Raw genomic sequence first — 25926 nt, 5'->3', positions numbered from 1 at the left:
CGCTGCCCGCCGCACTCCTGAGTTGCTCCTCGGCGCCGACCGTCTCTGTCACGCTTGTGGTGGCTTGGATCAGCGACCGGTTGTTGCTGAAGCTGACGGCCCATGCGCCCAACAACGCAGCGCCCATCAGCGCCGCCGCGGCCAGGCTGCCAGTGCGCAGCATGGCTGTCCGCCGCCCACCGGCGGCCCGCAAATACCGGCTGGAATCAGCCGGAATGATTTTTCGCAAGAGGTCGCGAAGAAAATAGCCACCTTCCCCGTGCGGCCCCTGACGAGCCCCAGGGTGGAGGGCGCAGGAAAAGAAGAACCCGCGCAGATGTGCAGCCGGTTGTTCCTTCCCGGGAAGCAGCTGGTTCAGAAACGCGACCACTTGCTGTTTCAGCGCCGCGAACTGTTGGGGAAAATCGAAAATGGCCACGCGGGCGGCGGGATCGGGCTCCTCATGCAGGCGGTCCGTCACTTCGTCCGAAAGGCGCTCGGCCAGCGCGTCGAATTCGGCCTGCGGCTGCGTGCTGATGGCGCCGTTCAGATCGTGCGGAGCGAAGGTGGCGCCCCAGACTTTTGTCTTTCGCGCCGTGTCGAAGGCGCCAAAGAACTCCCAGAAACCGGGTATGAAATCGGCTTTGGTGAACAGGACATAGAGCGGGAGCGGGATTTTGAATTCCTCGCGCATCTCCAGCAACCGCTTGCGCAGCGCGGCGGCCTGCTCGACCAGCTGGGGCTGGCCGAGCGTCAGCATGTCGCCGACGCTGAATACAAGGATGACCCCATCGACCGCCCGACCGTCGCGACTTTCCTTGAGCCACGATAAAAGGGTCAGCCAGTTGTTGCGGTCTACAGCGGACCCGTTCTGCAGGGTCAAAGGGCCAGCGGTGTCGACGAACATCGCCTCGCCGGCCAAGAACAATTCACAATCGCGGGTCGCGGCCACGGCAATGGGCGCGTCGAGCGGAAGTTCGCTGCCATGCGCGATGGCCGTGGATTTTCCGGACCCGGCTTGGCCGATCACAACATACCAGGGCAGGTCGGTGATGCCGCTGCGTCTGCCGCTTGACCGTTCCAGCCGTTTGAGCGCATCCGTCAGTCGCCTCGCAAGGCCCTCCGGGTCGTTGCCTTTGCCCTTGTTTCTGGCGGCGGCTATCAGGCTCCGCTTGCCGCCGGCAAATCCCCGCGTGAGGCGAAACGCAAAAAAGGCAGCTGGCACAAGGAGAAGGGCGACGATCACCATGCGGACCAGGCCGCTTTGCAGGGGCCGCGTGTCGCCGAAGCCGATTTGCGGGCCCACGATCCATACGGCGAGTGCAATACCGATCAGCACGGTGCAGCCGACAGCCGCAAGCAGCCAGGATTTCATGAACGCGCCACAACGCTTGATAAATCGAGAGCGCCACGTCTCACGGCATCTTCTCCAGCGGAAGCATCAATTCCACGCGTCGGTTCTGTGCCCGGCCCTCCGGCGTCGCATTGTCGGCGATGGGCTCGTCATCGCCCCTGCCTTCGACGCTCAGGCGTGAGGCGTCTCCGATCGCGGCGGCGATCATCTTCTGTACGGCTGTGGCGCGGGCGACCGAGAGGTCGAGGTTCGACTTGAAGCCGCTTGAACTGCGCGGTTTCACACTGTCGGTGTGACCGACGATTCTGATGGCTCCAGGCTCCTGCCGCAATGCTGCGGTGATGCGTTCGGCAACCGGCCGGAACTCCGGTTTGAGGTCGGCCGTGCCGGATTCGAACAGAAGCCGATTGTTGATCTCGACGACGATGAAATCGTCCTTCACTTGCACCGCCACTCCCTTGCTCTCGAGGTCGGTTCCGAGCGCACCACGAATCCGTTCGATCTGTGTGGGGCTCGGCGGCTCGTCGGGAATAGGCTCGGGCGACGGCGTGGCACTGCGCTGGATTGCTATCGGTGTGGAAGGGTTCAGCGCCAGCAATTTTGCGCCCGCCGCATCGGCCTGGCTTTCAAGGATTGTGCGCAGAATGAGGTAAATGCCGGCGAGAAGCACAACTATCCCCGTCAGGATTGCCCAGAACGGCAATCGGCGCGAACCGCCTTTGGGGGGTGCGGAGATGGCGCGGGGGACAATCTCTTCGTCCGCACGCGGCTTGAGGTAACGCAGCGTGTCGTAGACATCCGCGCGCACACGGGCAAGGCCGCTGTCGCCGGCCGGTATCCTGCGGTACTGGCCTTCGAAGCCGAGGCTAAGGCAGACCTGCATCAGTTCCAGCACGTTATAGTGCGCAGTCGGATTTGCGAGAATTCTGTTAAGCGCCTCGAAGAAGCCGACACCCGAGGTTCGCGCTTCGAAAAATCGCGCCAGCATGCCGCTCTCCGTCCAGGCTTTCCTGTCGGAGCCGGGCAGGTTCTGGGCGATATCGTCCACCGTTTCGCAAAGCGCGTAAGTCGCGATCTTCGCCTCGTCGGCCGCAATTCCCGCGTCCGCCATTTTGCGCTCGAATTCGCAAACAGCGTCCGCAGCATGATCGATCAATCGTGACGGTTGGACATCGGCGCAAGCCAGGCGAAGCCGGCCAAGCAAAAGCAGGAGCGGGGCCGCCGCGGCAATGAGCGGGTTTTTGCTGGGATAGCGCGGGCCCGCGCCTGCATCCAGAAGCGCTTCGAAGTCCCTCTTCTGCGAAAGGCTGTTGGGCAGCGGCTGCTTTGCGCCCGGCTGCACAATGACCGTCGGTTCGGGGACCACTTGCCTCCCTTCGCGCTTCGGATAGGTCGGGCCTGAAATGACCGTGGCCTGGGACCAACCTTCCCCTGGCGCGGGCGAGTGGGATGCGATGACTGTCGGCGCGGCAACCTTCGCCGAATGCTCGGGCGGGGCAACAACTGACGCTGGCCGATTGTCAGGTCCCCGTTCCTGCTTCGGTCCCGCAGCGGGACGGATGACCGTCCTGTCCGTCGACGCAAAAGGATCGTCCTTGCGGGTCACGGCCGCTCATCCACACCGATGGAACCGCGGCGGCTTTTGCCCCGCGGCAGCGTGACGCTGCGCATCGGCAGGCAAGGCCGCATCCGTTTCTTCAACATCGTTGGGCAGAAGCCTCCTGTCCAAACAGCTGTGCTTGCCGAGAAAGCTCTCTGTGCTTCATGGTACTGCAAAGGCTGATGAATTGGAACTGAAGGCATGAGCTGCGCATGCGCGACCATGATCGGTGCGGGTAGACGCAGCCGGCGGGGCCTAGAAGACGCCCCCTATGCCGATGCCGCTGCTGATGTCAGGTGGGGGCGCTGCCGGGGCGCGGGCCGGGGCAGCCAGGGCCCTGCTTTTGCGGTTGCGCTTCGATCCGGAAATTGCCTTGCGACCATCATCCGACGCGATATTGGTCTGCCGGGGCTTCTTGACGATCACCGGCTGTTTGCAGATGCGGCCGGAACGCAGGAACAGATCCCCCAGCAATTCGACCGTAGGCTCGGCCGTCGCCGCAACCTGCTTGGTGTTCTTATAAAAATCATTGAGGGCCCGAACGGAACCTTTGCCCCAGTCTCCATCCACCGACATGCGGTAGCACCCCAGCCGGCGCAGCTCGGTCTGGACGCTACGAGCAAGGTCCGCAGTCTGCGCCTCTTCGCCGCCATCCTTTGTTGTCGGAGCGCCCACAATCAGCGTGCCAAGATCCGCGACCACGCTTCGCCTTGCGCCTTCGATGCTGCGCGATGCCTCGAGGCTCGCAACCTGTATGCCAGGCGCGCCGGGCGATTCGGCGCCGGTCTGAACAGCGGACGGAGAGACCGAGCGCAGCGCTTGCCCGACGATGAGCACTGCAGTCTGCAAGTCGTTTGATGCCAGCTCGATTTGCAGTTTTTCCTTTGCCACCGGATCGGAAAGGATACGAGAAAGACTGGCGCTCAGTTGCGCCGGGTCGATCACCTGCTGCTCCGTGAAATAGAACTGTTCGCGCAGGTTCGACTGATCCCAGGGAACCTGCCTGCCGAGCGTAAGGGCTTCGGTTTCGTTGCGAACGCGGATCATCATGTCCGAAACGCTGAGGCCGGGGATTTCGATGTTCTTGAGCAGAGCGGTCGTGAACGGACTGTTTTCGCCGGCGCCGTCCACGGTGGCATTTCCCGGTTGGGTAGCAAATGCGATGAACGTGTTTTCGCCGACCTCGACTTGGGCGAGACCGTCATTGCCGCCCCCTTGGCCCATCGGGTTGGTACGGCAGGCGTCAAGGAAAACGAATGTCTGACGGTCGCGGCTCGCGAAGCGCGCGACGACTTCGTTCAACTTGATGGCGCGTTCTGTCAGCTTGTCGACGCTCTCCGGATCGGGCGTGTCGACCGGAAGCAGATAGTTCTCTCCGTTGATCTGAATCCCGTGACCCGCATAGAAGATCAGTACAGCGCTCGCCGCAGGCAGCTTCGCCTCCGCTTCGACCAGAAGACGGTTGAACGCCTCCGACGTTACATTGGTCGTGGTCAGGACATCGAAGTTCAGCCTCTTCAGACTGTCCGAAAGTCTAGCCGCATCGTTTACGGCATTTTGCAGATGCTCGAGCCGCGTGCTCTCATAGGCCGAATTGCCCACCACAATCGCAAGCCGCCTCGGCAGGTCGGATGGTTCGGCGCCCAGCGCGGTGGCGCCGGCGCAAACCGCCGAAATTGACAGCAACACGGCCGACACAATTGTCCGGAGAATAATGCCCGAGATCGACATGACTGCCCCCGTTCTGCAATCCGGCAAGTGACGTAAGAGGCTGTACCCCACGGGTTGACCGCTGGGTCGCTCGCGGCCAAAGAACCTGCCGACATCTTGCTCTTTATTACCTCAACAATCAGTGCAAAGCTAGGGCCAGAGACCTCACTTTCGGGGCCTGCGCCTGCCGCGGAATAACAATGAAACCCAGCTCAGTTCTTGATGTCGGGTATCAAGCACTGGATTCATTGGTCCCGTCAATGCTTCAAAGCTGGCGTTAGCAAAAGGCGTTGCTTCTGCTTATCAATGAAATCGCCTGGCCCGTGTGGTATTATTGCAATTGCCCTTGCCATGCATGCAGTGTCATAGTCCAGCATCCTTGTGCCGACGTCCATTTCTTGCGCAAGATCGCTGACGGCGTCTAAAATCGATGCGGGGGGCATGCTCATGGTCGGACCGGAACTACCCGGCAGGAGGGCCTGCGCTTCGTCAAACAATGCCTTGCGATTCAAGCCGAGGCCGCTGAGCAACCTCGCGGGTGCTTCGGGTCTGGCCATTGCGGCCGCCGTCGTGTTTTCGCCCTCCCAGACGCTGGCCTGTACAGCGACACCGGTTGTCATCGAAGGGATTGTCCAGAACGTCGTCGTAGACTGCAATTCGGAGGATACGGCCGAAGCTTTCGCTACGAGCTTCGACGCCACCCTCGATGATGGATCCGAATCCGGCTTTTCTGTCGAATATGACGGCAATGGCGCCGACGCCATAAACATAATGGGCGGGCAGATCGTTCAGGGCCAAGACGGCGCAGAATTTGTCAACCCGCCGGCTATCGCAGGCACAACCGAGCCCTATTTCCTCGACGAGCGGGACAATGTGATCGAGACACTGGGCGGCGACGACGCCTTCACCATGAACGACGGCATCGTTGGCGCAGCCGAGGCCCCGGTCTCGGTATTCCTCGGAACCGGCAATGACCGCTTCACGATTGACGGCGGCACCATCTACGGTTCCATTTTTGGTGAAGAGGGCAACGATACTTTCGATGTTGGCGGGACGGGCACGATCAACGAGCAGATCTATGGCGGGGCGGGCAACGACGTTGTCACGGTTTCGGGAGAGGGGGCCGTCATTGGCTCGACCGCTGAGCCCGATGCGATAGGACTTGAGGGCGGCGACGACCGCTTCACCATGACCGGTGGAACCGTCGGTGCGGCAGTCAGCGGCGGCGATGGCAACGATAGACTGACGGTGGCCGGCGGCACGATCGCGGGCTTCCTCGCGGGCAACTCCGGTGACGACATTATAAGGATTTCCGGCGGCACCATCACCGGCTTCGTGCTTGGAGAGGACGGCATCGATACCATCACCGTCGAAGGCGGCACTTTGACGGCGGGTGCCAGGGGTGGCCTGGGCAACGATGTGTTCAATTTCTCCGGGGGAACTGCCGCCGCGATTTACGGCGATGGCGACGATGATACCGTCACCATCAGCGGCGGGGATATCGGCCTTGTCAGCGGCGGCGACGGCAATGATGCGATAAGCATCGGCGGTGTTGCCGCGGTGGCAGCGGTTTCAGCTGGCGCGGGAAACGACACCACGACATTGTCGGCCGACGCAGCGATTGCCGGCTCGGTCGCGCTCGAGGCCGGTGACGACACCTTCAACATGACAGGCGGAACGATTGGCGGCGATGTGACGGGAGGCGAGGGCGTCGACACCGTCACAATCCGGGATGGAACGATCGCCGGCGGCATCAACGCAGAGACGGTCAACCTCCGTGGCGGGTCGATCGGCGGCGATATTGGCGGCCTGTCCGGCAACACTTTGACGATCGAAGATCTTGCGCCCTTGGACTTGCGAGACGGCGTGATATTCAGCGGCGTGGGCGCGGCAGGCACCATCAGCGGGGTCGATCTCGCCGGCGGTGGCGAAAGCCAGAATTTCATCGGCTTCTCTTCGCTTGGTCTGACGGGATCGACGCTGCGCTTCATCGGCGCCACGCAAGTGATCGACGCCCTCACATTGAGGAACGCATCGACGCTGTTTTCCAACGGCGCCACGACGCTTGGTTCTCAGGACGGCGGATTCGGAAACTTGTCAGTGGTCGGTTCCACCCTCACCATGATCAATGGCGATCCGACCGATACGCTCACGCTTGGTGGACTGACACTGGACAACGCGACAATCGGAATCGATGTCGACCAGGTCGGCTCGCGAGCCGACCGCATCGCGGCAAACGGCGCCGTCACCGCCATGGGCAACAACATCATCCTTGTGAACCTGATCGGTGCTCCCGAACTGGTGCAAACGACGCAAATCCCGATCCTGACCGCAGCCGGTGCGCCGATTGGCGGCACGTTCGACGTCTCCGGCATCACCGGAACGCCTGCCGCCTTGTTCAACTACCAGGTCGTGGAAGGTCCAGGCGGATTGTTCCTGCTTGCCTCACCCAACGACGAGGTGGTGGGCGCGGTGGCCGCAGTCGATGCGGCCGCAGCCGCACAGACAGTCAACACGTTTCTCGACGCGGTGTTCGATATCACCGGTGACGCAGCCGAATACGGGCTTGGTTTGGCGGGCGGCGCACCGGTGGCCGCAGCGCCGACCTTCGGCATCTTTGCTTCGGGCCAGTTCGCACAGGTGGACCACGACGGCTTCACCATCTCCAGCGGAGCGGCGAACATCGCCGGGCCGTCCTTCAGCAGCGAGGATTTCTCGGCCGCTCTCAGCCTCGACTTCAATGCAGCCAAGCATTTCGGGTTCGATGCCGAATACGGACTGAACATCGGTGTTTTCGGGGGTTACACGTCGACGGATGTGGGCATGGGGTCCTTCGGCGGCTTCAACTTCACTGGCGAAGCGCAAAACGAAAGCGGCATGGCCGGAGCCTACGTCCTGTTCCGGCGCGAGGTAAACTATGTCCTGGTGTCAGGCACGGCGCTGTTCGGAAACACGGACGTCCAGAATGGCATTCTCGGCGGCGCGGCAGGCGAATACGATACGGTCGGCTATGCCGTCACCGCGTCGGCCGGCCGCATATTTGCGCTTTCCGACCGGATGCGGTTCGATCTGCGCGGCGGGATTCTCGGCGTAAGCTTCACCGGCGATTCCTACACCGACAATCTGGGCGTCGCGCATGGCGAAACCGAGGTTTCGTTTGGTGCATTGAAGTTCGAACCGGGAGTATACGGCGATTTTCAGTGGCAGAACGGGATGGTGTTCAGTCCCTACCTTCGGGGAGAATTACAGCAGCGCTTCGCCTACGAGAACACGGCCATCGCCGATGGCAGGAGTTTCGAGTTCGACGATTCCGATTTTTCCGCCGCTGTTATGGCAGGGTTCAACCTGAAAGTAATGCAATCGGCGACAGTCAGCGCGGAAGTGCGGGGCAAGGCTTCTTCCGACAGCACGACGCTGGCTGGCAAGGTCGGTCTGAAAGTCGCGTTTTGAGAATTCTATCCGTTCATTTTTGCGGAAATCCGGCACTTGCATGCAGTACCGCACATTCGCTGGCGCACACAGATGCTATTTTGCAGCAAGGCCCTGTGCTAGGATCGGTAAGGGATCACAACATGATGAGGCACGACGCGGATGGCAAGTAATCGTGCCGCAATCGTCACGACGCCGGTCGGTCCTACGACACTGACCTTCACTCATCTCCTGGGCCGTGACGAAATCAGCCGCTGCTTTGCCTTTACTGTCGGTTTCGTAAGCACCGATCCCGATATCAACCCACTCAAGATGCTTGGCGGAACGGTCTCGATCGAAGGCGAGTCGGCAGAGCCGAAACGGTGGTTCAGCGGGCTGATCTCGGAGTTCCGTCTGACCCGCATTGAAGACAGGCTCGCATATTACGAAGCAATCGTCCGACCCTGGCTGTGGTTCCTTGGAAATACGACGGACTGCCGCATTTTTCAGGCCATGAGCGTCATTGAAATCGTCGAGGAGATTTTTTCAAAGCACGGCTCGCCCAAGATGGAAAAGAGGCTGCAGGGATCCTACCCTCCCCGGGAATACTGCGTGCAATATGACGAGACCGATCTGGATTTCGTGCAACGGCTGCTCGAGCATGAAGGCATCATGTATTTCTTCGAGCATGCTGACGGGGAGCACACGCTGATCCTGGTCGATGCCATGGGCAAGCTCAAGCCGGCGCCAGGCTATGCAACCGTGCCCTATCACCATGAGGGGCAGGGCGCGCGGCGCGATGTTGAATACATCACGGAATGGATCCCTGGGAGTTCCGTAAGGCCCGGTGCCTATGCTCACACCGACTATGACTTCAAGAAGCCAGGCGCAGACCTGAAGGCGCAATCGGTCCAGGCGCTCAGTCACAAGCTGGATGCCGGCGAGAACTACCGCCAACCCGGCGCGCACCTGGATGTCGGCCGCGGCGACAAGATCGCGGCGATCAGGCGCGAGGAGATTCAGGCCCCGCACCAGCGGATCTCAGCTGCGGGGACGGTGCGCGGCCTGTTCTCGGGGTGTACCTTCAAGCTCGAGGGCTTCCCGCGCGAGGACCAGAACCAGGAATATCTGGTGCTCAGCGCCGAATACAAACTGTTCGATCCCGGCTATCGAAGCGGCGTCGAAACCGAGGGCGAGAATTTCCAGGTGGTCCTGGGCGTGGCGCCGACTTCGTTGCCCTACCGTCCGCCGCGGATTACGCCAAGACCGATCATGCGGGGGCCGCAGACGGCCACTGTGGTCGGGCCATCCGGCGAGGAGATTTTCACCGACGAATATTCGCGGGTGAAAGTACAATTTCACTGGGATAGGCTCGGCAAGAAGGATCAGAACAGCTCCTGCTTCGTGCGCGTTTCGCAGACCTGGGCCGGTAGCGGCTGGGGCTTCATCCAGATACCGCGCATCGGCCAGGAGGTGATCGTTGATTTCATCGAAGGCGATCCCGATCTGCCGATCATCACCGGGCGCGTCTACAACGCCGCACAGATGCCGCCTTACAGCTTGCCCGGAAGCGCCACGCAATCGGGCTGGAAGTCGAACTCCTCGCTCGGCGGCGGCGGCTATAACGAGCTGATGTTCGAGGACAAGGCCGGGTCCGAACTGGTCAATTTCCAGGCACAGAAGGACCATAACCTTCTGATCAAGAACGACCGCACCAAGCTCGTCCAGCACGACCAGTCCGACCGCATCGACAATAATGCCAAGCACTCCGTCGGCGTCAATCTCGACGAGGACGTCGGCAACAACAAGACCGTCAAGATCGGCGTCGACCAGACGACCAATATCGGCTCGAACGACACCGAAACGGTGGGCGTTAATCGCTCGCTGACGGTGGGTGCGGATGAGACGATCAACATCGGGGCAAATTCGACAGAGACAATCGGCGCCAATCACACGCAGACAGTCGCGCTGGTGCAGACAGTCACCGTCGGCGCGGCGCGCGTCGATTCCGTCGGGGCGGCGGAACAGCGTACCGTAGGCGGCTTGCAAAGCAATACGATCGGCGCGACGCGTTCGGTGACTGTGGGCATAAGCCAGAGCCACAAGATCGGCGCCGGCGACAGCTGGGAAATCGGTGCCAGCCAGACGGTTAAGATCGGTGCCAGCCAGGCCGTCACGGTAGCGGCCTCCCAAGGTTTCGATATAGGCGCCAGCCGAATGGCCAACATCAAGTCGAACGACAGCACCGATGTCGGCGGCGGTTACATCCTGAAGGTAGCGAAGGGCAGCCTTACCGACGTGAAGGAGAATACCGGCATTAAAGTCGGTAAGAGCCTGTCAGTGGAAGCAGCCGACGACATTACCCTCAAGTGCGGCAGCTCCAAGATCGTGATGAAGAAGGACGGTACCATCATCATCGACGGCAAGGACATCACGGTGAAGGGTTCAGGGAAAATCAACGTCAAGGCGTCGAGCGATGTCATCATCAAGGGCTCGAAGATCAACGAGAATTGAGGGACGCGATGAGCAGGGTCAAGAGCACGATCGATGGCGTTGTGATCGGGGTTTTCCTGGGGTTCGGCGAAGAAGGCGTACCCCTCGTGGTCTTTGCCGGTAATTCCGAGCAAACGGCGCAGCCTGCGCGCAGCCTCAGCGAATTGTCTTCCGATATGGTCGGCAAGGAGGTGGCGTTGCTGTTCCAGGAGGGCGATCCGTGCAAGCCGCTGATCGTCGGTCGCATCGTCGAGCCGGCGCGCAGGCCCGGCGTCGAGGTTATCCGCGACGGCAAACGTGTACGCATCCGCGCCAATGACCGGCTCGAACTGCGCTGTGGCAAAGCATCCATCGTGATGGATAGTGATGGGCAGATCGTCATCCGCGGCACATACTTGGTCAGCCACTCCAGTGGGCCGAATTATATCCGTGGCGGCTCGATCAATCTGAACTGATGCCGCCCGTCGAAAGCTTCCATCGTCCGCGCATCGCTAGCCTTGTGGTCAGGCAGCACGCGGAATTGGTAGCCTTTCTTTGGGTGCAACGCGAGAGCCTTCTTGCGCAAGAGCCGCCCGCGGCGGTGGCGGTTAAGGATATCGACTCGCGTATCGAAGCCAACATAGACGGACTGCGCATCGCAGGCCAGGCGGCGTGGCCGAGCCTGCTCCAGCAACTGCAAGACTATCCTGACAGGGGGGAACTGTTTGCCTTTGCATGGACCGCAATCGAGTTCAACGATCCAGTCAGGCTTTCAGAAGCGGTGGAGCATGCCCGCGAGCAGACGCCGAACCCGGACGGGTTCATCGGCGCGCTGCGGTGGCATGCGGCCGACCGAATCGGACCCTATGTGAGGGAATGGATCACCGATGCCGACGCCTTCAAGCGATTTCTCGGCGTTTCGGCATGTCTGGCGCATTCGGTCGATCCAAAGACCCTGCTGCCGCGGCTGACCCGCGATCCCGATCCCCGCGTGCGTGCGGCGGGCTTGCGGCTGGTGGGCGTCCTCAAACGGACCGATCTTGCCGGCGAGGCGAACGCTGCGCTCAACGATTCCGACGAAGATGCGCGACTCTGGTCGGCATGGTCTCTGGTTGAACTGGGTCATGCCCGGTTGGCGCAAAACGCATTGAAGGCAGCGGTTGAAACCCCGGGAAAGGACAGGCTGGTAGCGCTCCGCGCCGCGATCAAGGGCGGGCCTGAAGCGGAAGTCCGGGCATGGCTGGGCGGATTAATGCAATCGCCCGAGACTGCCTCGATCGCGGTTCGCAGCATCGGCATGTTGCGCGATCGCGGCAGGCTTGCCTGGCTTGTTGAGAGGATGCGCGAGCCGCCGGTATCGATCGCAGCGGGCGCATCTTTTGCGGAATTGTTTCCAGAAGCTCCCTGGGATGAGCTGTCTTCCGCCGATATGGAAGAGGTTGGCCCGGACTTCATCGACTACTTTGGCGACAGCATCGTGCGGGTGCCGCTTGCCGACAAGGTTGCTGAATGGGGCAGGGCGGCCGGCGCTCTACGCGACTGAAAACGACAACACGGCTCGCATCTCCAGTCGGGGTCAGGCGCCGATGGGATGGCCGAAGAAATACCTCTGCCCAGGTGCAAACTTTCTAACGTCGTCGCTATCGAGGAATGTCTCCAATATCGCCGTCGCCTGAAGCGAATTCAGTTTGACCGGGCTGTCAAAGAAGGCGGCACAGTTCACACCGGTGGCGGCCTCGAAGATGAGACGGTGCCGGTGGACCCGGCCTATCTCCGGCGCTGCACTGCCCACCCGTTCAAGCAGCCGCCTTGCGAGCTTGACCACGTCGAAAACCTTTCCACCGAGGATGGGGGTATTGGGGACCGGAAGCTGCGCTCGCACCAGCGACAACGCCGCCGTCACCTTGGGAAAGTAGGCCTCCCGATTGATGATGTGAACGGTATCCTCATCCTCGGATTCGATGGACTCGTCGGCACCTCTGATTATGGGTCCATTGGTGTCCTCGAGAAGATACGACAACTCCCTCTCGATCTGATAGCGGGTCTCTTCGTCCGATGCGCTATTGTGTAGGGTCAGCAATATCTCAACCGCGTCAGGGTCCAACGTCAGGCCCAACGCCGTTACCATGAAATACTCCGATCCGGAGCCGTCGTTCTCGAACGGCTTGAAGACGTCCTTCACAAAGTCAATGTTGCCGGCCAAGCCAGCCAGATTGGTGACCGCTCGCCAGACGAGATAGGCGTCGCTGCTCTTCATGATCGCGGGAATGCGGCGCAGCGCGGAGGAGTCGCCCAGCTCGCAGGCCAGAAAGAGGCCTGCGATCTGTTCCCAGATTTCATCGCTTCCAAGCAACCGGGATGGCTCATAGGAACGCAAATCGACCCCAGGAACATGGAATCCTATCGAAAGAGCCTTGAGAGTGGAATCTGGAACCGGAATGTATTTCGACATTGTAAAACCTTACGGGATGCAATCGTTCACGTTCTCAAGAATGGTCTGTGCGTCCTCAATTTCCTGGCATTCGCCCGTATCCATCAGATCCTGTGGACATACATTTGATGGCTCGTTGCATCCGCCGGCCATGTGAGGTGTCAAGTGATTCAAGGAATGGTAGGACTTTTTCCCGGCGATAGCATTCGGCCCTCTTCTAATGGGTGAGCCTTTCCCCACTTCCCAGGCGAGAATGCAGCCATCCTTCACTCCGGTCGCTTCAAAGGCGGCCTTGGCATTCTGCGCCGGTGTATCGCCCGCCGAGGTTGTCGCACCTTTTGGGATGTCGAAGTACATCGCACAACCCTGATTGTCGTTGTCGTGTGTATTAGGACAAGCCGGTTTGCCGGCTTTCCGCAGTCGGCGATGCTTTGCTTTGAGTTGCAACATCCTCTTTAGTGAGGCTTCGTAAAGAGCCTTGTTAGCAATCTGCTTGGCGTTCCCAGTTCTCATTTTCTTGATCTTGTTCGTCCAGAACGTCTTTTCCTTAACCACGGGATAGGCCTTGCCGGAAGGATCCTTCTGCCATTCGTGCAGCGGGCCACCGCAGCACGGGCAGTTCCCGGCCTTCGCGGCCGCCTTGGCTTCCTTGGCGTTCAACGATTCGAGCGGCGGCGCCGGCGGCGTCGCGCCGACATAGGACGCATGGTTGCTCGTCGTGATGTCGAAATGCCGGCAGACGTTCTTGCCTTCAAACTTCACCGACATGCACCAGGCCTGGAAGTAGGTTTTCCCGGTTATCTGGTGTGTGACTACCGACGACCCGAAAGCCCGGGTGGCGGCCTCGTTTCCGAGCATCGGTTCCTTGTAGTAGGATTTCTGAGCCAGCGCGGCCGGCTTGCCGCCGATTAGTACCGTTTCGGAGCCTTCCTTCAGATTGTTGGAGAACGAGGTGTCGGGGTAGGGGATCGGTATCGGTCCGGCCGGTGGCGAAGGGGGCGAAAGGCAGACATCTGGAAACCGCGCAATCGATTTGTTCATGCCGTTCTTTCCAGCAATCTCCCATTTTTCCGCGAAGACGTTCTTGGTCATTTCTCTCGACCCTATGCGGTAACGATCGCCGCTGCACGGTTGCCAAATGTCGAACTGCCGTAAAGCACTGCGGAAGGTCCGGGTGCGTAGCCGCGCCGGAAGGCTTGTTCGGCCCATGCGAACTGGATGGAACCCGCGGCCGCTCCACAGTCGCCGATGCAGCCCGCCGCCAGCCAGACCAGCTGTTCCGGCCTAACTGTGCGCATCACACGCATTTGCGCTACCACCAATTCCTCGAAAGCGTAGGATTCGCCGGCCACATCGGACAGGCGAAAGGCCACATCGTGAATCTCCACCACGGCTTCTGCCAGGGCCATCCGCAGCGCAGAAGCCAGGCCGTCTCCCCGGAACGGTTCCTCGTTAAGCACCGTCGCGGTCTCGCGCGCCAGGCCGAGGCCATGCACCGTCACATGCGATTCGAGCAGCGGACGAGCGCTGACGACGGAGATGCTCGCCGCTTCGCCGGGAATGAGGCCATCCGTAACGATGCTCGTCTTGAGACGGCCCGCCTTGTCGAGCCAGCCGAGAGTGCGCGAATCGATAAGCGTATCCACGGCGAGGATGATACAGGCGGGAACTTTGCGTTCGGCGAGCAGCTTGCGCGCGTGCCAGATGCCGACGAAGATGGACACGGCCCCTTCCGTCACATGCACGGAATGCGGTCCGACAAGAGATGCGCCATTGGGCAGCGCCAGCCCGCCCACAATGCCGTTGAGGCGCGGACCTGGAACCTGCGGTTCACGCGTGCACAAGATGATCGGCATCTCGCCCCAGGGCAGCCGGTCCGCCTGTTTCGGGTCGACCTGCTCCGCGGCCAGGCGCGCCAGGGCAGCAACACGATCGCGGCCGCGCATAGTCGCCGGCAGGACATCCACTGACGCGCCACGTATTGGCTCGCCGTCGGCGTCGCGATAGGAAAGTTCGGCGAACGCCGCGATGTTTGCCCGCATCGCGGCCGCCGTACTCGCGGCCGAATAGCCGACCGGCGACACGAGGCTAAGGCAGGAAATAGCGATCATCTTAACCGCCTCATCTCCTTCAGAGCGGCAACCGCGACTCCCAGCCCCGCATAGTGCGGTTTCTCGCCGTCGCGGGGGATGAGGTCGTTGCCGACCTGAACCTCCTCAAGCCTCACGAACTTGCGCGGCAGCTTCGTGCCTACCCGGCCCACCAGCACGATCCTGCTCTCGTGCGGAACGATGATGAGCGTATCGGGCATCATCGTCTTTCGTTCCAAATGGTCGTCGAACACAAAGCGCACCGGCACTGACAGTCTCGGCAGTTTTACCCCGAATCGGCCGCTCTCGCTCATACCGATGCAGCCGAAGACCATGCCCTCGCCCAATCTGTCGAGCCATTGGTCCTGGGGAGCAGCCTGGAAATAGTGGTCGTCAAAATCCTGCGGCAAAAAGGGAAGCACATTGTCCATCCAGTGCTGGTCATACGTGCCGGCATAGCGCGCGCGTTCCCTTGCAAAGCGCGGAACCGGACCGAAACCGATCGGGTTGGGCCGGTCGTTCCAGGTCCGCATTCTCGACCGGGGATGTTCGACGCATGGCAGGGGTGTACCGTCGATGTTGCTCTGGCCGACCAAATAGCCGCTGCCGATCGGGTTAATAGCATCGCTACGGTGTTTGGCTGGATCAGGATCGCTTCGATCGGTGCCCCCGAATGCAAGGTGCCATGCCAGCGGCATTGAAATGAAGGGGTGTGGCTGTGACGCCTGGATCCCGAGTCCGCCTCTGAACCAGCGTCTTTGGCCGGTGACCACTGCGCGCTTGTCCAGTCCCGGCCCAACCAGACGCACTTCGATCGCTTCCACCTGTCTCCTCTGCGGGGCGACCGCCATGGCCTCGAGCAGAACCTCGCATTTTGGCTTGATGGGGGCAAAGTCAGTCTCGACGCGAACTGAGGTGACTTCCGGATCACCATAATGGGTGTCGGCGTAGACGAAAGGCGACTGCTGCTTGCTGGGCGTGCAGTTGCCTTGTTCATCGACAGTGTACGTCGCCCGGATCACCGCAACACAAAACTTCACGCAATGCTTGTCCTGATAGGGAAAAGTCTCGGCGAGGAATGGTGTCGTGTTTTGGCTGACGAACATCGCGGTGCTCCTCAGCCAACTTGCCAACGGGGCGCCAGCAACATTTCCAATATCGGAAGCGGCGCGTCGGGATCAATATCGTAGATGTCGGACGCTGCAGTCCAAATCACCATGCCGTCCACCGTCTCCTTGCCTATCTCGGCAGGTGGAACCAGGAGTTCGATCAATGTCGCTTCGAGTTTGTCGGGTGTGAGTTCACCGAGCTGGGCGCTGATGCCGGCATCCTCGATTTTTGCAAACCATGCGTCGGCTCGCACCATCGCCAGCGAGGCCTCGGGCAGCAGCGCGACGACACTCAGTGGAAAGCGCCGGCCGGCCCTGTCCGTGCTCTGCAGGACGATGCCCGTCGCCGGCCCAAAACAGCCAGGACCGGCAAGAAAGCGCAATGCAAGCGGCCAGGGCCAGGACTGCGCGCCGATCAGCGGAGCAAGGTTTTGCGCCAGCCATCGATCCCACCGGCGGACAAAGTCGGCCGGGAGCCCTCGAACGACAAAATCCCCCGCGGTGGGGATCTTGCCGTAGAACCCTGGGACGATCAGATCTTCTCGGGGCACGTAAATCTCGCGAACATCTTGAGGTTGTAAGGGTTCTCCACGCTTGAGGCGCGCAATTCGAAATCCGCGTGGTAGTTGCGGGCGCCCAGGCGCAGCTTGTAAACCTCCGGCAGATCGCCATTGGCGAACTGGCCGCCGCGCAGCATGCGCAGCCAGGCCCAGCTGCCTGTCTCGCTCACGATGACCTCGGGCGAGCCGTCGACCGGCTGGAAGGCAAGCGTGATCACGCCGGTGCCGTCCTTCCCGGGCCAGGTCATTGGCTGCGGGCGGGTGGCGTTGTTGAAATAGACCAGGCTCTGTCCGTCGAGGTTTAGCGTTATGCGCGCCACGCTTGGCGACAGGTCCTTCGGCTCGAGCGTAAAGCTCATGGTCGGGCCGTTGCCGCCGGCGAACAGGTCGTCGCGGATGAGGCGCGCCTGTTCGAAAGCCGCAAGTACGGTCGGATCCAACCCGAAATCAGCGCGCCATTTCCATGGCTTGGACGCCGTGTCGACATAGCTGATCAAATGGTCGTTGATGAAGCTGTCGATCATGCCCCCAGGGCCGAACAGCCGCTGGAAATCGCGGATGTTGACATCAATGGCGCTGTTTGGATCGAACGGATAGCGGTTGGCGAGCGCGGCCTGGCAGAATGGCAGGATGTCGGCGCGCCAGATCGCATTGAGCTGCGAGGTGACGGCCCGCTCCGTCAGCCCGGTGGCGTCGCCTGCAAGTCCGCCAAGCCAATCATCGATCGGATCGGGCAGCGCCTGGGCCGTCGCTGCGACCGCTCCGATCAATTCGCCGAGCCCGCCCTGCCGCTTGATCGCGTCCTGCGGGTCCGGGCTGGCCGACAAGGTCTGCAGTACATTCGACAATGCGGTCAGCGCAACCACCGTCGCGTCCAGCGATGGTGGTTGCCCGTCGACTTCGGCAATAGCCCCTTTAATCGGCTTGAAATGATCGGCGACAAGCGAACCCGTCAAGTCAACCTCGGCCGTCGCGCCGGTCCGGGGAAGGAGTTTGATACCTTTCTTGGCCAGCTTTCCGATCTTGCCGAACTTCGAGAGCACCTTGGACGCCGCCTTGGGCGGCCCCTTGTCCTGCGCGGCTTCCTCGTCCGCGCGGGTAAGCTCGGTCTCGCGCACCACGGCGGTAACCAGGCGCTTCAGCGCCGAATCTGCGCTGGAAAGATCCTTCAGATTCTCGCTGGCGGTGGCGAGATTGGTAAGCGGCGCGAGCCTGACGTCACGCAGGAAGCCGTCCCACTTGGCGATGAAATCCTCGTAGTAAAGCTTGAGGATGTCGGCTGAAAGCGCGGGAATGGAGGTCTCCGCGTTTTCAGAGCAACCGCCAGCGAATACCGTCCGGTCGAGCGCCGCCTGGGCCGCAACCTCGTCCAGGCGGTCGAGCACAACATCCTGGAACCCTGAATAGGTGAAGGCGCCCGGTATGCCGATGCGCAAGGTCTTGCCGGAACGTCGGGTGAGCACCTTCGATCCGTTGGGGCCGGCGAAATTCGCGGGAACCCATTCCTTGAGGTCCGCGACGGCGGGATCGGCAAGCAAGGCCTTGTACGCCCGCACCGGCAGCGAGATCGAGCAGATGCTTTTCAGGGCCTGCCCGATCAGTGCTTCGTCGGCTGCGGCATAGCTTTCCTCTACCGCCATGCGCGCAATCGCCGCCACCTGGTGGTCAGCGGCTTCCTGGCTCGTAAATGGCTGGGTTGGCGCGAATTCGGGAAGCTCGTTCAGCCACCACTGCTGGGCGAATTCCGGATCCATCTGCGACAGCCCCGTCATCATCCGGTAGGTCTTGAGCGCACCGAGCAGATATTCGGGATCGCGAATTTGCCGCCACATGGTCGCTTCGAGCAGCGCCACCATGCGCGGCTCGAGAATATTGCGGAGGGTGTTTTCATATGCGTCAGTCTGCGCGCGCACCATCTCGGCGCCGGCCGAGGGGCCAAGCAGGTTGCGTACGCCTCCCGGCGGCTCGGTGCGGGCGCTCGCCACCTGGTCGACCGCCGCCAGGGCAATGTCGATATCGAGCGGATCAACCGGCGCATTGCTCTCGGCGATTGGCGTCAATGGCTCGCGCAGCGCTTCGAACTGAGCCGCCTGCGCGGCCACTGCGGATCGGTTGTCGAGGTAGGAGAGCGCGCTCAGCAGCCCCAGCAGCAGGACCGCAGCGGTCGCTGCCGCGGCGGCGCCGCGCCACATCCAGAGACGGCGGCGCTGGGCGAGCGGATCGAATGTGCCGAGACCGGCTTCACGGAAGATGACGTCGGTGAGCAGGTTTTTCAGAAAGAAGCTGCGCTTGTCGACGCGGCGCGCCGGCCTGGCGTGTTGCTGCGGCAATCCGAAGGAAGAGGCGAGGGCAGCCGTCAACCGATCGATCGGGGCGCCTTCCTGGGTCGCGGAGGTCAGGTAGATGCCGCGCAGCCATGGGCTTTCTTCGTAGCGGCTTTCGCCGAATATGGCCTCGAACAAGGTCTGGATCGGCTGCGACAGGCTCTCGACCTGACCGGGAAAGCGGAAGATCTCGGCGCGCGCGGCAAGCGTCTCCTCGCGCTCGAGCAACGGCACCAATCGCTTTTCGAGCTCGGCCGCAAGCGTTGCGACTTCGCCGGCCACAACGCCGGCATCAGGTCGCGCGTCTGTGGCGAAGGTCGTGCCCCAGACCTGCTCCCGGGCAGCCGTCGACAGTCCATCGAAGAAAGGCTCGAACCCCTTGATCAGGTCGGCCTTGGTCAGCATCAGATAGACCGGCAGGCGATTTCCCAGCCGCTCCCGCAGTTCCAGCAGGCGCTTGCGGATTTTGCGTCCATGGGCGCGAATGACCTCGTCACCTTCCGACAGAGCGTCGATCGAAAGCGCGACGATGACGCCGTTGAGGGCGCGTCGCCCGCGGTGCTTCTTCAAGAGGTCAAGGAAGCCCAGCCATTCCGCCGCATCGACGTCCGGCTGGCTTTCCTGCTGGACATAGCGGCCGGCCGTATCGATCAGCACCGCATGCTCGGAGAAAAACCAGTCACAGTTCCGGGTGCCGCCGACCCCCTGCAGATCGTCGGTGAGGTCGACGGGAAAGTTCAGCCCTGCCTGCCGAAGCGCAGTGGTCTTGCCGGTGGCGGGCGGGCCGACGATCACATACCAGGGCATTTCGCGGAGGAACTTGCGTCCGCCGAGCTTGCGACGCTTCAGTTCGCTCATGACCTCCTGGAACTTGGCGCCCACCGCCGCCACGCTTTCCTCGCCGGGACTGGGCGCCGCTTTCTCCACTGGAGCAGCGATCTCTGCGACAAACATGCGGTTGGCGAGGATCGCGCGGCGCTGCACCACGATCAGCCGGATCAGCCAGAGGACGACCAGCGCTGCGATGACGACAATGCGCGCAATCTCCGAAGAGAGCGGCGCAAAATTCGCTACACTGACGAGGGGGCCGAAGAACCAGATGATCGCCGACAGCAGGATCAGGCCAATCAGGGTCCACAGCCAGCGCGACGTCAGGACGGACCAGATGAAACGCAGGATGAACATCTCAGAGCCTCTTTTCGACCAGCACTTCGACGCGCCGGTTCAAGGCACGTCCCTCGCGGGTGCTGTCATCGGCCACCGGATCGGTAGCGGCCCGGCCCTCGGCGCGCACGCGATCGCGCGGCACGCCGTTCTGGACCAGAATGTCCGCAATCGTCGCCGCGCGCGCTTCCGACAGCCGCTGGTTGGTGGAAAGCGGGTTGGTCCGCTGCAGCGGGATGCTGTCGGTGTGGCCGATCACCGTGATGTTTCCGATCAGTTCCTCGTTTTCCAGGATGACCTTGGCCATGGACGCGATCAGCGGCTCAAAGCCTTCGGTCAGTCTGTCGCGAGAAGACTGGAACACCTCAGGGTTCGTGCCCTGGATGACGAGCCTCGCCACCGAGACACTTTCCCGTCCCTTCAGAGCCTTTACGGTTGCAGCGGGGGCAGCCGCCCTGAATTCGGGCAGCAGCTCGAATTCGACCGGCGCTACCGGCTGCGGCGACTGCGGCTCAGCCGGCTGGGCGCGCTCTATCTCCGCCCGGTCGAGTGGTGGGATCGCGCGCACCAGCGTCGCGAGTTCGGTTGCCTGGCTGCTCAGTTGGATCGACAACCCGACATGGATCGCCAGGGCCAGGCCAGCCGCCATCAAACCCATCACCCAGATCGGCAAGGTGAAGCGCTGCGGCTCGTCGGATGCCTCCACGCCCTTCCAATGCGGCGACAGCGGCGCCTCTTCGGCGTCGGCGTTGCGCAGAAAGCGTGCGGCCGCGGCGCGAACCGCGTTGAGCGAGCGGTCCCCCGACCGGCCGGGCACGCGATACTTGCCGCGGAAGCCAAGCGCCAGGCAATAATACTGAAGCTCCAGCAGATCGCGATCTCGGTTTGGATGCCGCTCCAGTTCCTCGAGGCGAGCAAAAAACTGCGCGCCGGCATCGACATCGCCTTGCATCATCACGACCAGCGGCTGACGTGGCCAGGCGCTGGCGCCCCCCCAAGGGGTATTGAGCGCGAGATCGTCGAGCAAGGCTCCGACAACCCAGGCGGCCATGTCTGCCCGTGCCAGCGATGCGCCGGTAGCGACCACGGTGTCGCGCGCCCGGATCAATTCCTCAAGCAGCCGGGTCCGCAATGCCTCCGGGTTGTCGGGCGCGAGCGCGCTTTCGAGTTCCGGCGCAAATTCCAGCAGGGGAGCGAAGGCGTTGATAAGCGGGTTTGGATGCGTCCGCGTGCGCTTCAACGCTGCCCTGGGCGGCAATGGCGCAACTTCCCGCCGCATCGGCGTGCCCACCAGGCGGATGCGTGTCCGTTCGCGATCCTCCGACATGCCGAAAGGATCGTCCCTGCTCATCGCGTCACCTATTTACCGAATAGCAGTCGACCTGCGGCTCACTGGGAAGCACGCCGGAAACTCCGATGACGAAGCCCGGCGCGTCGAGCAGCGAGGCCCAGTGCTCACTCTTCTGATCGAGCTCAAGGCAAAGCCGGTCGCCGTCATAGGGAATTTCCCGCGGCTGGGAGTGCAACGGCTTCAGCGGAATTCCGGGGAGCCGCGATTTCCACAGCCCCTCGAATTCGCTGGCCGATCCCACGGTCGCCTGGTTGACGAATATCTTGCGTAGCGCATCGTCCGAAAGCTCCGAGCCGATACGAACGACGATGCGGCTCTGGACCAGCAGCTTCGGATTGTCGATCCGCACCTTCCAGACATTGGTGGCGTGCTGCATGACCGGAAGCGCACGCGACTTGGGCTCGACATAGCGCAGGCTGAGTATCAGCGAGCGCAACGTGTCCGCCAGCATCGCGAAGGCAGGCCCGGGCGCCATATGATTGTATACGGGCAGCTCACTGAGCCGCCGCGAACTGGAGCCATAGGTCGCCATCGATCCCGCCAGCCCCGCCAGTTCCTTGTAGAGTTCGGCCGGGTGATAGACGTCCTGCTCCAATATGTGGGCAAGCCGCGGCCGGGCCGCGTTGGCCAGGTTGAGCATCAACAGATCCTCGACGCTGCGTCCTGGACCGCCCAGCACCAGCTTGACATGCGCTTCGGCGATCCGGTCGAGCCCGGTGATCACTTCCTGCAGGAGCTGCGCATACCAGGGGACCGAGCCCGTCGCGAGGGAGGGCGGCAGAAAAGTATCGTCAAGCGCTACGCCGCCATCGGCGCGCAGTCCCTTTATGTCGGCAATCGGCAGCGCGGTGTACCCGCTGAGCGTCTTGCCGGGGGAAAGCAGCAAGGCCTGTGGCCTCGCGATCTCGATCTCCTCGGGATCGGCCCCGCCCTGGATGGCATCGCGTACGGCCTGGATCCGGCCCCGATACCGCGCCCCGGTCGGTTCGGCATGGGCAGGGTCGAAACTGACGCCTCCAGACGGCTCGAGCGGCAATGCCAGCTGGACGAAACCCTCTCCCATGGCGCTGGTGATGGCCAGCGGCAAGGGCGCGTCCATCGATTCAGGTATCGCAAACGGCGTGCCGTCGGGAAAGATGCCGCGCGCCGACGTGATCGAAACCTGGCCTGCATCGAGCAGAGCTGGATCGAGCGTCAGCGAGCGGAACCCGAATGTGTGCAATTGTCCTGCCTGCAGAGCGCCGCGCACGGTGGCTTCCAGGAAGCGATCCTGTTGCTGGAAATGCTGGGTCCGAAGGAACATTCCCTCGGACCACAACACCCTGTTGACGTCGCTCATCGGAACGTTTCCTTCAGCCACGCCCGAGCGAGATGCCGCCGCCGCCAAGCGTGACGTTGACGATCGTGCTCGCTCCGGCCGGGATGGCCGTCGACGTACGCCAGGTGCGCCCGCCGGGCTCACGCACCAGCGCGACCACGCCGAGCGACGTGGCTTCGGGTTCAAAACCGATCGTCTTGGTGGCGCTGCCGCCGGGTGCAACAGTGACCTGGTCTATGCCGACGAGATCGCCGCCCAATACGCCGGCAGGTCCGGACTGCAGGGCGAAATAATCGGCTGAATTGAGTGCGCCCGTTCCCTTGAGCCGCAGCAACTGAACCGTGACGGGACGGTCGCCACCCCCCGGACCCGGGTTCATGCCTGCCTGACCGCGCAGGTTGACGGTGACCGTCGTCGGCTTGGGCGAGCTCTGGCAACTGGCGAGAAGACCTGCCGCTCCAAGTGTGATGATGAAACCGCGCCTGTCGATCATGCTTTATTCCCCTTCATAAGCGTTGCGGAAATCAGCGCCGATCTCGCCCATGAAGCGGGATTCCGCACTGAGGGCTAGTTCGCGATGGCGCTTCTGGTAGAGCTCCCAAAGCTTGGCGCTGCGTCCCCCCGCCAAAAGGGTTTCCATGGCGGAGCTGGATTTCAGCTCCTCTTCAATCAAGGCCGGATCGAAACGGTCGATCATCTTGCGAAGCGCACCTTGCACGCCTCTCCAGGCGCGCACATGATGCTGGGCAAGGTCCCGGATCGCGTCCGCAATGGCCGGTTCGCTGGCCAGGAAACCCGGGCTGCGATCAGCAAGCATGGTGCCAAGGACATCGTCCACCGTCGGGAGAAATTTGAGCGGATTGACGTCCGAGGCCCCCACGACCGTCTGCGCAACGCGGGCATTGCCTTTCTCGTCTGCGCGTTTGCGCAGAAGCTGCATCAGCCCCTCCATCATCATGCGGTATTCGCGGCCGAACCTCTCCATTTCGGCAATTGAGTCTCGGCTCGGGTATTCCGCTGAGTCAAGGCCCATTCCGCGCAGAAAGGCGGCCCGCAGCGCGGCATCGGAGACCGGTGTGGGCGGCGCCTTGGGGGGGACCGCCTCGGGCGTTGGCGCTCGGCGGGGCGCGGCCTGCGGCGCCGGCGGGGTATCGGCCCAAGCTCCAGAGGCGGCCATGCTGTCATGGCCGCCTCCATTGAACCTGGCAGCTTGGGGTGAGGGCGGCGTCGCCACCGGATCGAGGCTGAACGGGTCGTCGAATGCCGGCGAGCTGCGCCGGGCCGATTCGCGCTCGGCGGCGGCAAATGCGCCAGGCTCGGGATGGTCGAACGGATCGGGAAGGTCGGCCGGCCGCGGCGCCTTGGGCTCATCTTCAACCTTCAGCGAGAAGAAGTCGTCGCCCCCCAGATTGACCGGTCCTCGCGAAGCGGGCTGCGGGGTCGCGAAAGCCTCCGGCGCCGCCTCTTCCGCTTGGAGGTCGACCCATACCACATATTCGCCGAGTCTCAGCCGCATGCCGTTGCGCAGCCTGGCCGAGTTGCCTGCGCCAAGCGGCTCGGCCGAACCGTCTATGAACAGGCCGCTGCTGGACGTGTCAGTGACGAAGTAGCCGTCCTCGGCTGCGGTGATGGTACAATGGGCGCGTGATACGAACATGTCGGGATCCTGGATCTGCCAGTCCGCCTCAGGACTGCGCCCGATCACCAGCTTACCCGTGTCCAGTCGCGTCTCTCGTACGGGCTGGGTCCGTGGTCCTTGCTCGAGCGTGAGAAGCAAACTCATGCCGCGGCTCCCGCCATTTCCGGCCGCCATCCAACAATCGTGCGCAGGCGCAGGTCTTCAGCATCACCCTTCTCGACGGGCCGCGCAAGCCATGCCGTCCGCGCAAGCTGAGCGGTCCCGATCCGGGCCGCAGGCACTTCGTCGCGCGCAAGCACGATCCGCAAATCGATATCGAGCAACTCTCCCATCAAATCCCGGATGGCCCGTTTCAACACCTCCAGCCGCTCCCCTCCGGGCAGGAACGCCCTGAAATCCTCGTAGCGCAGTGGGCCGATGCGAAGTTCGACCCGGCTTTGGCGGCTGAAACTTCTTGGGCCGATGGTCGCGCTGCGGCCGAGCGCGGCATGGACCTTGCCCAGCCGGGTTTGCAGCGCCGCAGGTATCGCCATCCATGCAGCGACGAACTCCTTGAGCTCGACAGGCACTTTGAACGCTTCTGCAACAAACAGGGTCAGGCGTTCAGGCCCATCCACCTGACTGGCGAGCGCTGCTGCCTGACGAAGCTTGACCGCGTCGATTTCAGGGTGCGTTGCATTGTCTGTCCCCGGAAGCCCAATACCTGCCATTGCCTCGAGCATGGAGCGAACACGCCCGCCCACCGCCCGTTCGACCTGCACACCTGGATGTGCGTCTGCCCAGGCGCGATAGAACAGGGTGATCATGCGGTGTTGAAGAATGTTGACGAAGTCGATGAAGGTCGTGTCGCTGGTTTGCTGTGCATCGGCGCCGGCAAACCAGCGCTGCGACAAGCGATCGAGCACCCAGCGCGTCATGTGCAGGGGCAGGGGACCTTCCGGCCCCATCAATCCGAGATTGGCCACGGTAACCCGAGCGGGACGATTGCCGGCGGCTTCGCGGAACTCGACCACATCCTGTGTGGCAAATCCGAGACGCACATGTTGCCCAAGCCGTGCCGGTTCGCGTTCCGGCCGGCCGGAATGGCCGAACAGACCGCTTCCCCGCTCAAGCTGGCGGAGGAGCTCGAAGAAATCGAACGTTTGGGACAGTGATGCGGGCCTGTCTATATCAGGTGGCGATTGCCGGGCGTCATCGGCCATGGCACCTCCTCCTGGGTCTGGAGCAGCCGCGTGCGGGTGCGGACGAAGCCGTTTATCCCGGCGTGGCGGGCAAACAGCCGGGCTAGCAGGGCGGGAAGCAGCAGCGTGCTTTGTCCCGCGAGCACGGATTGGTCGACGTGCAAAGTGACCTCCGTACCGCGGCCGAAACACATCGGCCCTTCGATCGCCAGCCGTTCGATGACTGGGCGCGCATC

The 25926-nt window shown here is 62.3% G+C and carries 19 protein-coding genes and 1 pseudogene; 4 read left to right on the top strand and 16 right to left on the bottom strand.

What is annotated here, in order from left to right; all coding sequences use genetic code 11:
- The 4 genes from MAXJ12_RS29935 to MAXJ12_RS29920 all read right to left on the bottom strand — a co-directional run.
- On the bottom strand, window positions 1-1318 hold a 1318-nt coding region (locus tag MAXJ12_RS29935; RefSeq protein WP_280113351.1), incomplete at its 3' end, for a type VI secretion protein IcmF/TssM N-terminal domain-containing protein.
- A gap of 76 nt (window positions 1319-1394) precedes the next feature.
- On the bottom strand, window positions 1395-2699 hold the full coding sequence (tssL, locus tag MAXJ12_RS29930; protein ID WP_008839909.1) for a type VI secretion system protein TssL, long form: 1305 nt from the start codon (window positions 2697-2699) through the stop codon (window positions 1395-1397).
- 489 nt (window positions 2700-3188) lie between these two features.
- Window positions 3189-4664 carry a caspase family protein gene (locus MAXJ12_RS29925; RefSeq protein WP_008839908.1) on the bottom strand — a complete coding sequence of 492 codons (1476 nt, stop codon included), beginning with the start codon at window positions 4662-4664 and terminating at the stop codon, window positions 3189-3191.
- A 236-nt stretch (window positions 4665-4900) separates the two neighbouring features.
- Window positions 4901-5200 (bottom strand): hypothetical protein, encoded by a 300-nt coding sequence (locus MAXJ12_RS29920; RefSeq protein WP_139044117.1) that lies wholly within the window; start codon window positions 5198-5200, stop codon window positions 4901-4903.
- A 13-nt stretch (window positions 5201-5213) separates the two neighbouring features.
- On the opposite strand from MAXJ12_RS29920, the gene MAXJ12_RS29915 reads away from it, so the two are divergent.
- The 4 genes from MAXJ12_RS29915 to MAXJ12_RS29900 all read left to right on the top strand — a co-directional run bounded on the left by MAXJ12_RS29915 (window position 5214) and on the right by MAXJ12_RS29900 (window position 12066).
- Window positions 5214-8093 carry an autotransporter gene (locus tag MAXJ12_RS29915; RefSeq protein ID WP_139044116.1) on the top strand — a complete coding sequence of 960 codons (2880 nt, stop codon included), beginning with the start codon at window positions 5214-5216 and terminating at the stop codon, window positions 8091-8093.
- Between the two features lie 141 nt (window positions 8094-8234).
- Window positions 8235-10565: a type VI secretion system Vgr family protein gene (locus MAXJ12_RS29910; protein WP_008839906.1), complete on the top strand. Its 2331-nt coding sequence runs from the start codon at window positions 8235-8237 to the stop codon at window positions 10563-10565.
- An 8-nt stretch (window positions 10566-10573) separates the two neighbouring features.
- A complete protein-coding gene (locus MAXJ12_RS29905; RefSeq protein ID WP_008839905.1) occupies window positions 10574-10999 on the top strand; it encodes a DUF6484 domain-containing protein in 426 nt (141 codons plus the stop codon).
- A gap of 65 nt (window positions 11000-11064) precedes the next feature.
- On the top strand, window positions 11065-12066 hold the full coding sequence (locus MAXJ12_RS29900) for a HEAT repeat domain-containing protein (protein ID WP_139044115.1): 1002 nt from the start codon (window positions 11065-11067) through the stop codon (window positions 12064-12066).
- A 33-nt stretch (window positions 12067-12099) separates the two neighbouring features.
- Here MAXJ12_RS29900 and MAXJ12_RS29895 read toward each other — a convergent pair whose 3' ends face one another.
- The 12 genes and pseudogenes from MAXJ12_RS29895 to MAXJ12_RS29840 all read right to left on the bottom strand — a co-directional run.
- A complete protein-coding gene (locus MAXJ12_RS29895) occupies window positions 12100-12975 on the bottom strand; it encodes a hypothetical protein (protein WP_008839903.1) in 876 nt (291 codons plus the stop codon).
- Between the two features lie 684 nt (window positions 12976-13659).
- Window positions 13660-13995 (bottom strand): annotated as a pseudogene (locus MAXJ12_RS40260) (PAAR-like domain-containing protein); the annotation flags it as partial.
- 62 nt (window positions 13996-14057) lie between these two features.
- Window positions 14058-15065: a 3-oxoacyl-ACP synthase gene (locus tag MAXJ12_RS29885; protein ID WP_008839901.1), complete on the bottom strand. Its 1008-nt coding sequence runs from the start codon at window positions 15063-15065 to the stop codon at window positions 14058-14060.
- Window positions 15062-16150, bottom strand: coding sequence for a DUF2169 family type VI secretion system accessory protein (locus MAXJ12_RS29880; protein WP_008839900.1), 1089 nt, complete (start codon window positions 16148-16150; stop codon window positions 15062-15064). Before MAXJ12_RS29880 ends, MAXJ12_RS29885 begins: the two co-directional genes overlap by 4 nt.
- 11 nt (window positions 16151-16161) lie before the next feature.
- On the bottom strand, window positions 16162-16704 hold the full coding sequence (tagF, locus tag MAXJ12_RS29875) for a type VI secretion system-associated protein TagF (protein WP_008839899.1): 543 nt from the start codon (window positions 16702-16704) through the stop codon (window positions 16162-16164).
- Window positions 16686-20222, bottom strand: a complete 3537-nt coding sequence (gene tssM / locus MAXJ12_RS29870) for a type VI secretion system membrane subunit TssM (protein ID WP_008839898.1) — start codon at window positions 20220-20222, stop codon at window positions 16686-16688. The genes tagF and tssM overlap by 19 nt, the downstream gene beginning before the upstream one ends.
- Before the next feature lies 1 nt (window position 20223).
- Window positions 20224-21552: a type IVB secretion system protein IcmH/DotU gene (icmH, locus tag MAXJ12_RS29865; protein ID WP_008839897.1), complete on the bottom strand. Its 1329-nt coding sequence runs from the start codon at window positions 21550-21552 to the stop codon at window positions 20224-20226.
- A 4-nt stretch (window positions 21553-21556) separates the two neighbouring features.
- On the bottom strand, window positions 21557-22891 hold the full coding sequence (tssK, locus tag MAXJ12_RS29860) for a type VI secretion system baseplate subunit TssK (RefSeq protein ID WP_008839896.1): 1335 nt from the start codon (window positions 22889-22891) through the stop codon (window positions 21557-21559).
- A 13-nt stretch (window positions 22892-22904) separates the two neighbouring features.
- A complete protein-coding gene (gene tssJ, locus MAXJ12_RS29855; protein ID WP_008839895.1) occupies window positions 22905-23363 on the bottom strand; it encodes a type VI secretion system lipoprotein TssJ in 459 nt (152 codons plus the stop codon).
- 3 nt (window positions 23364-23366) lie between these two features.
- Window positions 23367-24653: a type VI secretion system-associated FHA domain protein TagH gene (tagH, locus tag MAXJ12_RS29850; RefSeq protein ID WP_040588841.1), complete on the bottom strand. Its 1287-nt coding sequence runs from the start codon at window positions 24651-24653 to the stop codon at window positions 23367-23369.
- Entirely contained in the window at window positions 24650-25711 is a 1062-nt protein-coding gene (gene tssG / locus MAXJ12_RS29845; protein ID WP_040588809.1) for a type VI secretion system baseplate subunit TssG, read from the bottom strand. The genes tagH and tssG overlap by 4 nt, the downstream gene beginning before the upstream one ends.
- Window positions 25675-25926, bottom strand: a 252-nt coding sequence (locus MAXJ12_RS29840) for a type VI secretion system baseplate subunit TssF (protein ID WP_008839891.1), incomplete at its 5' end; no start/stop codon positions are given. The genes tssG and MAXJ12_RS29840, both read right to left, overlap by 37 nt.

Origin of the sequence: Mesorhizobium alhagi CCNWXJ12-2, assembly GCF_000236565.1 — a bacterium.
Classification (GTDB): Bacteria; Pseudomonadota; Alphaproteobacteria; order Rhizobiales; family Rhizobiaceae; genus Allomesorhizobium; species Allomesorhizobium alhagi.
Note: the sequence above shows the minus strand (reverse complement) of the source record. Positions and strands in the feature narration are given on the sequence as shown.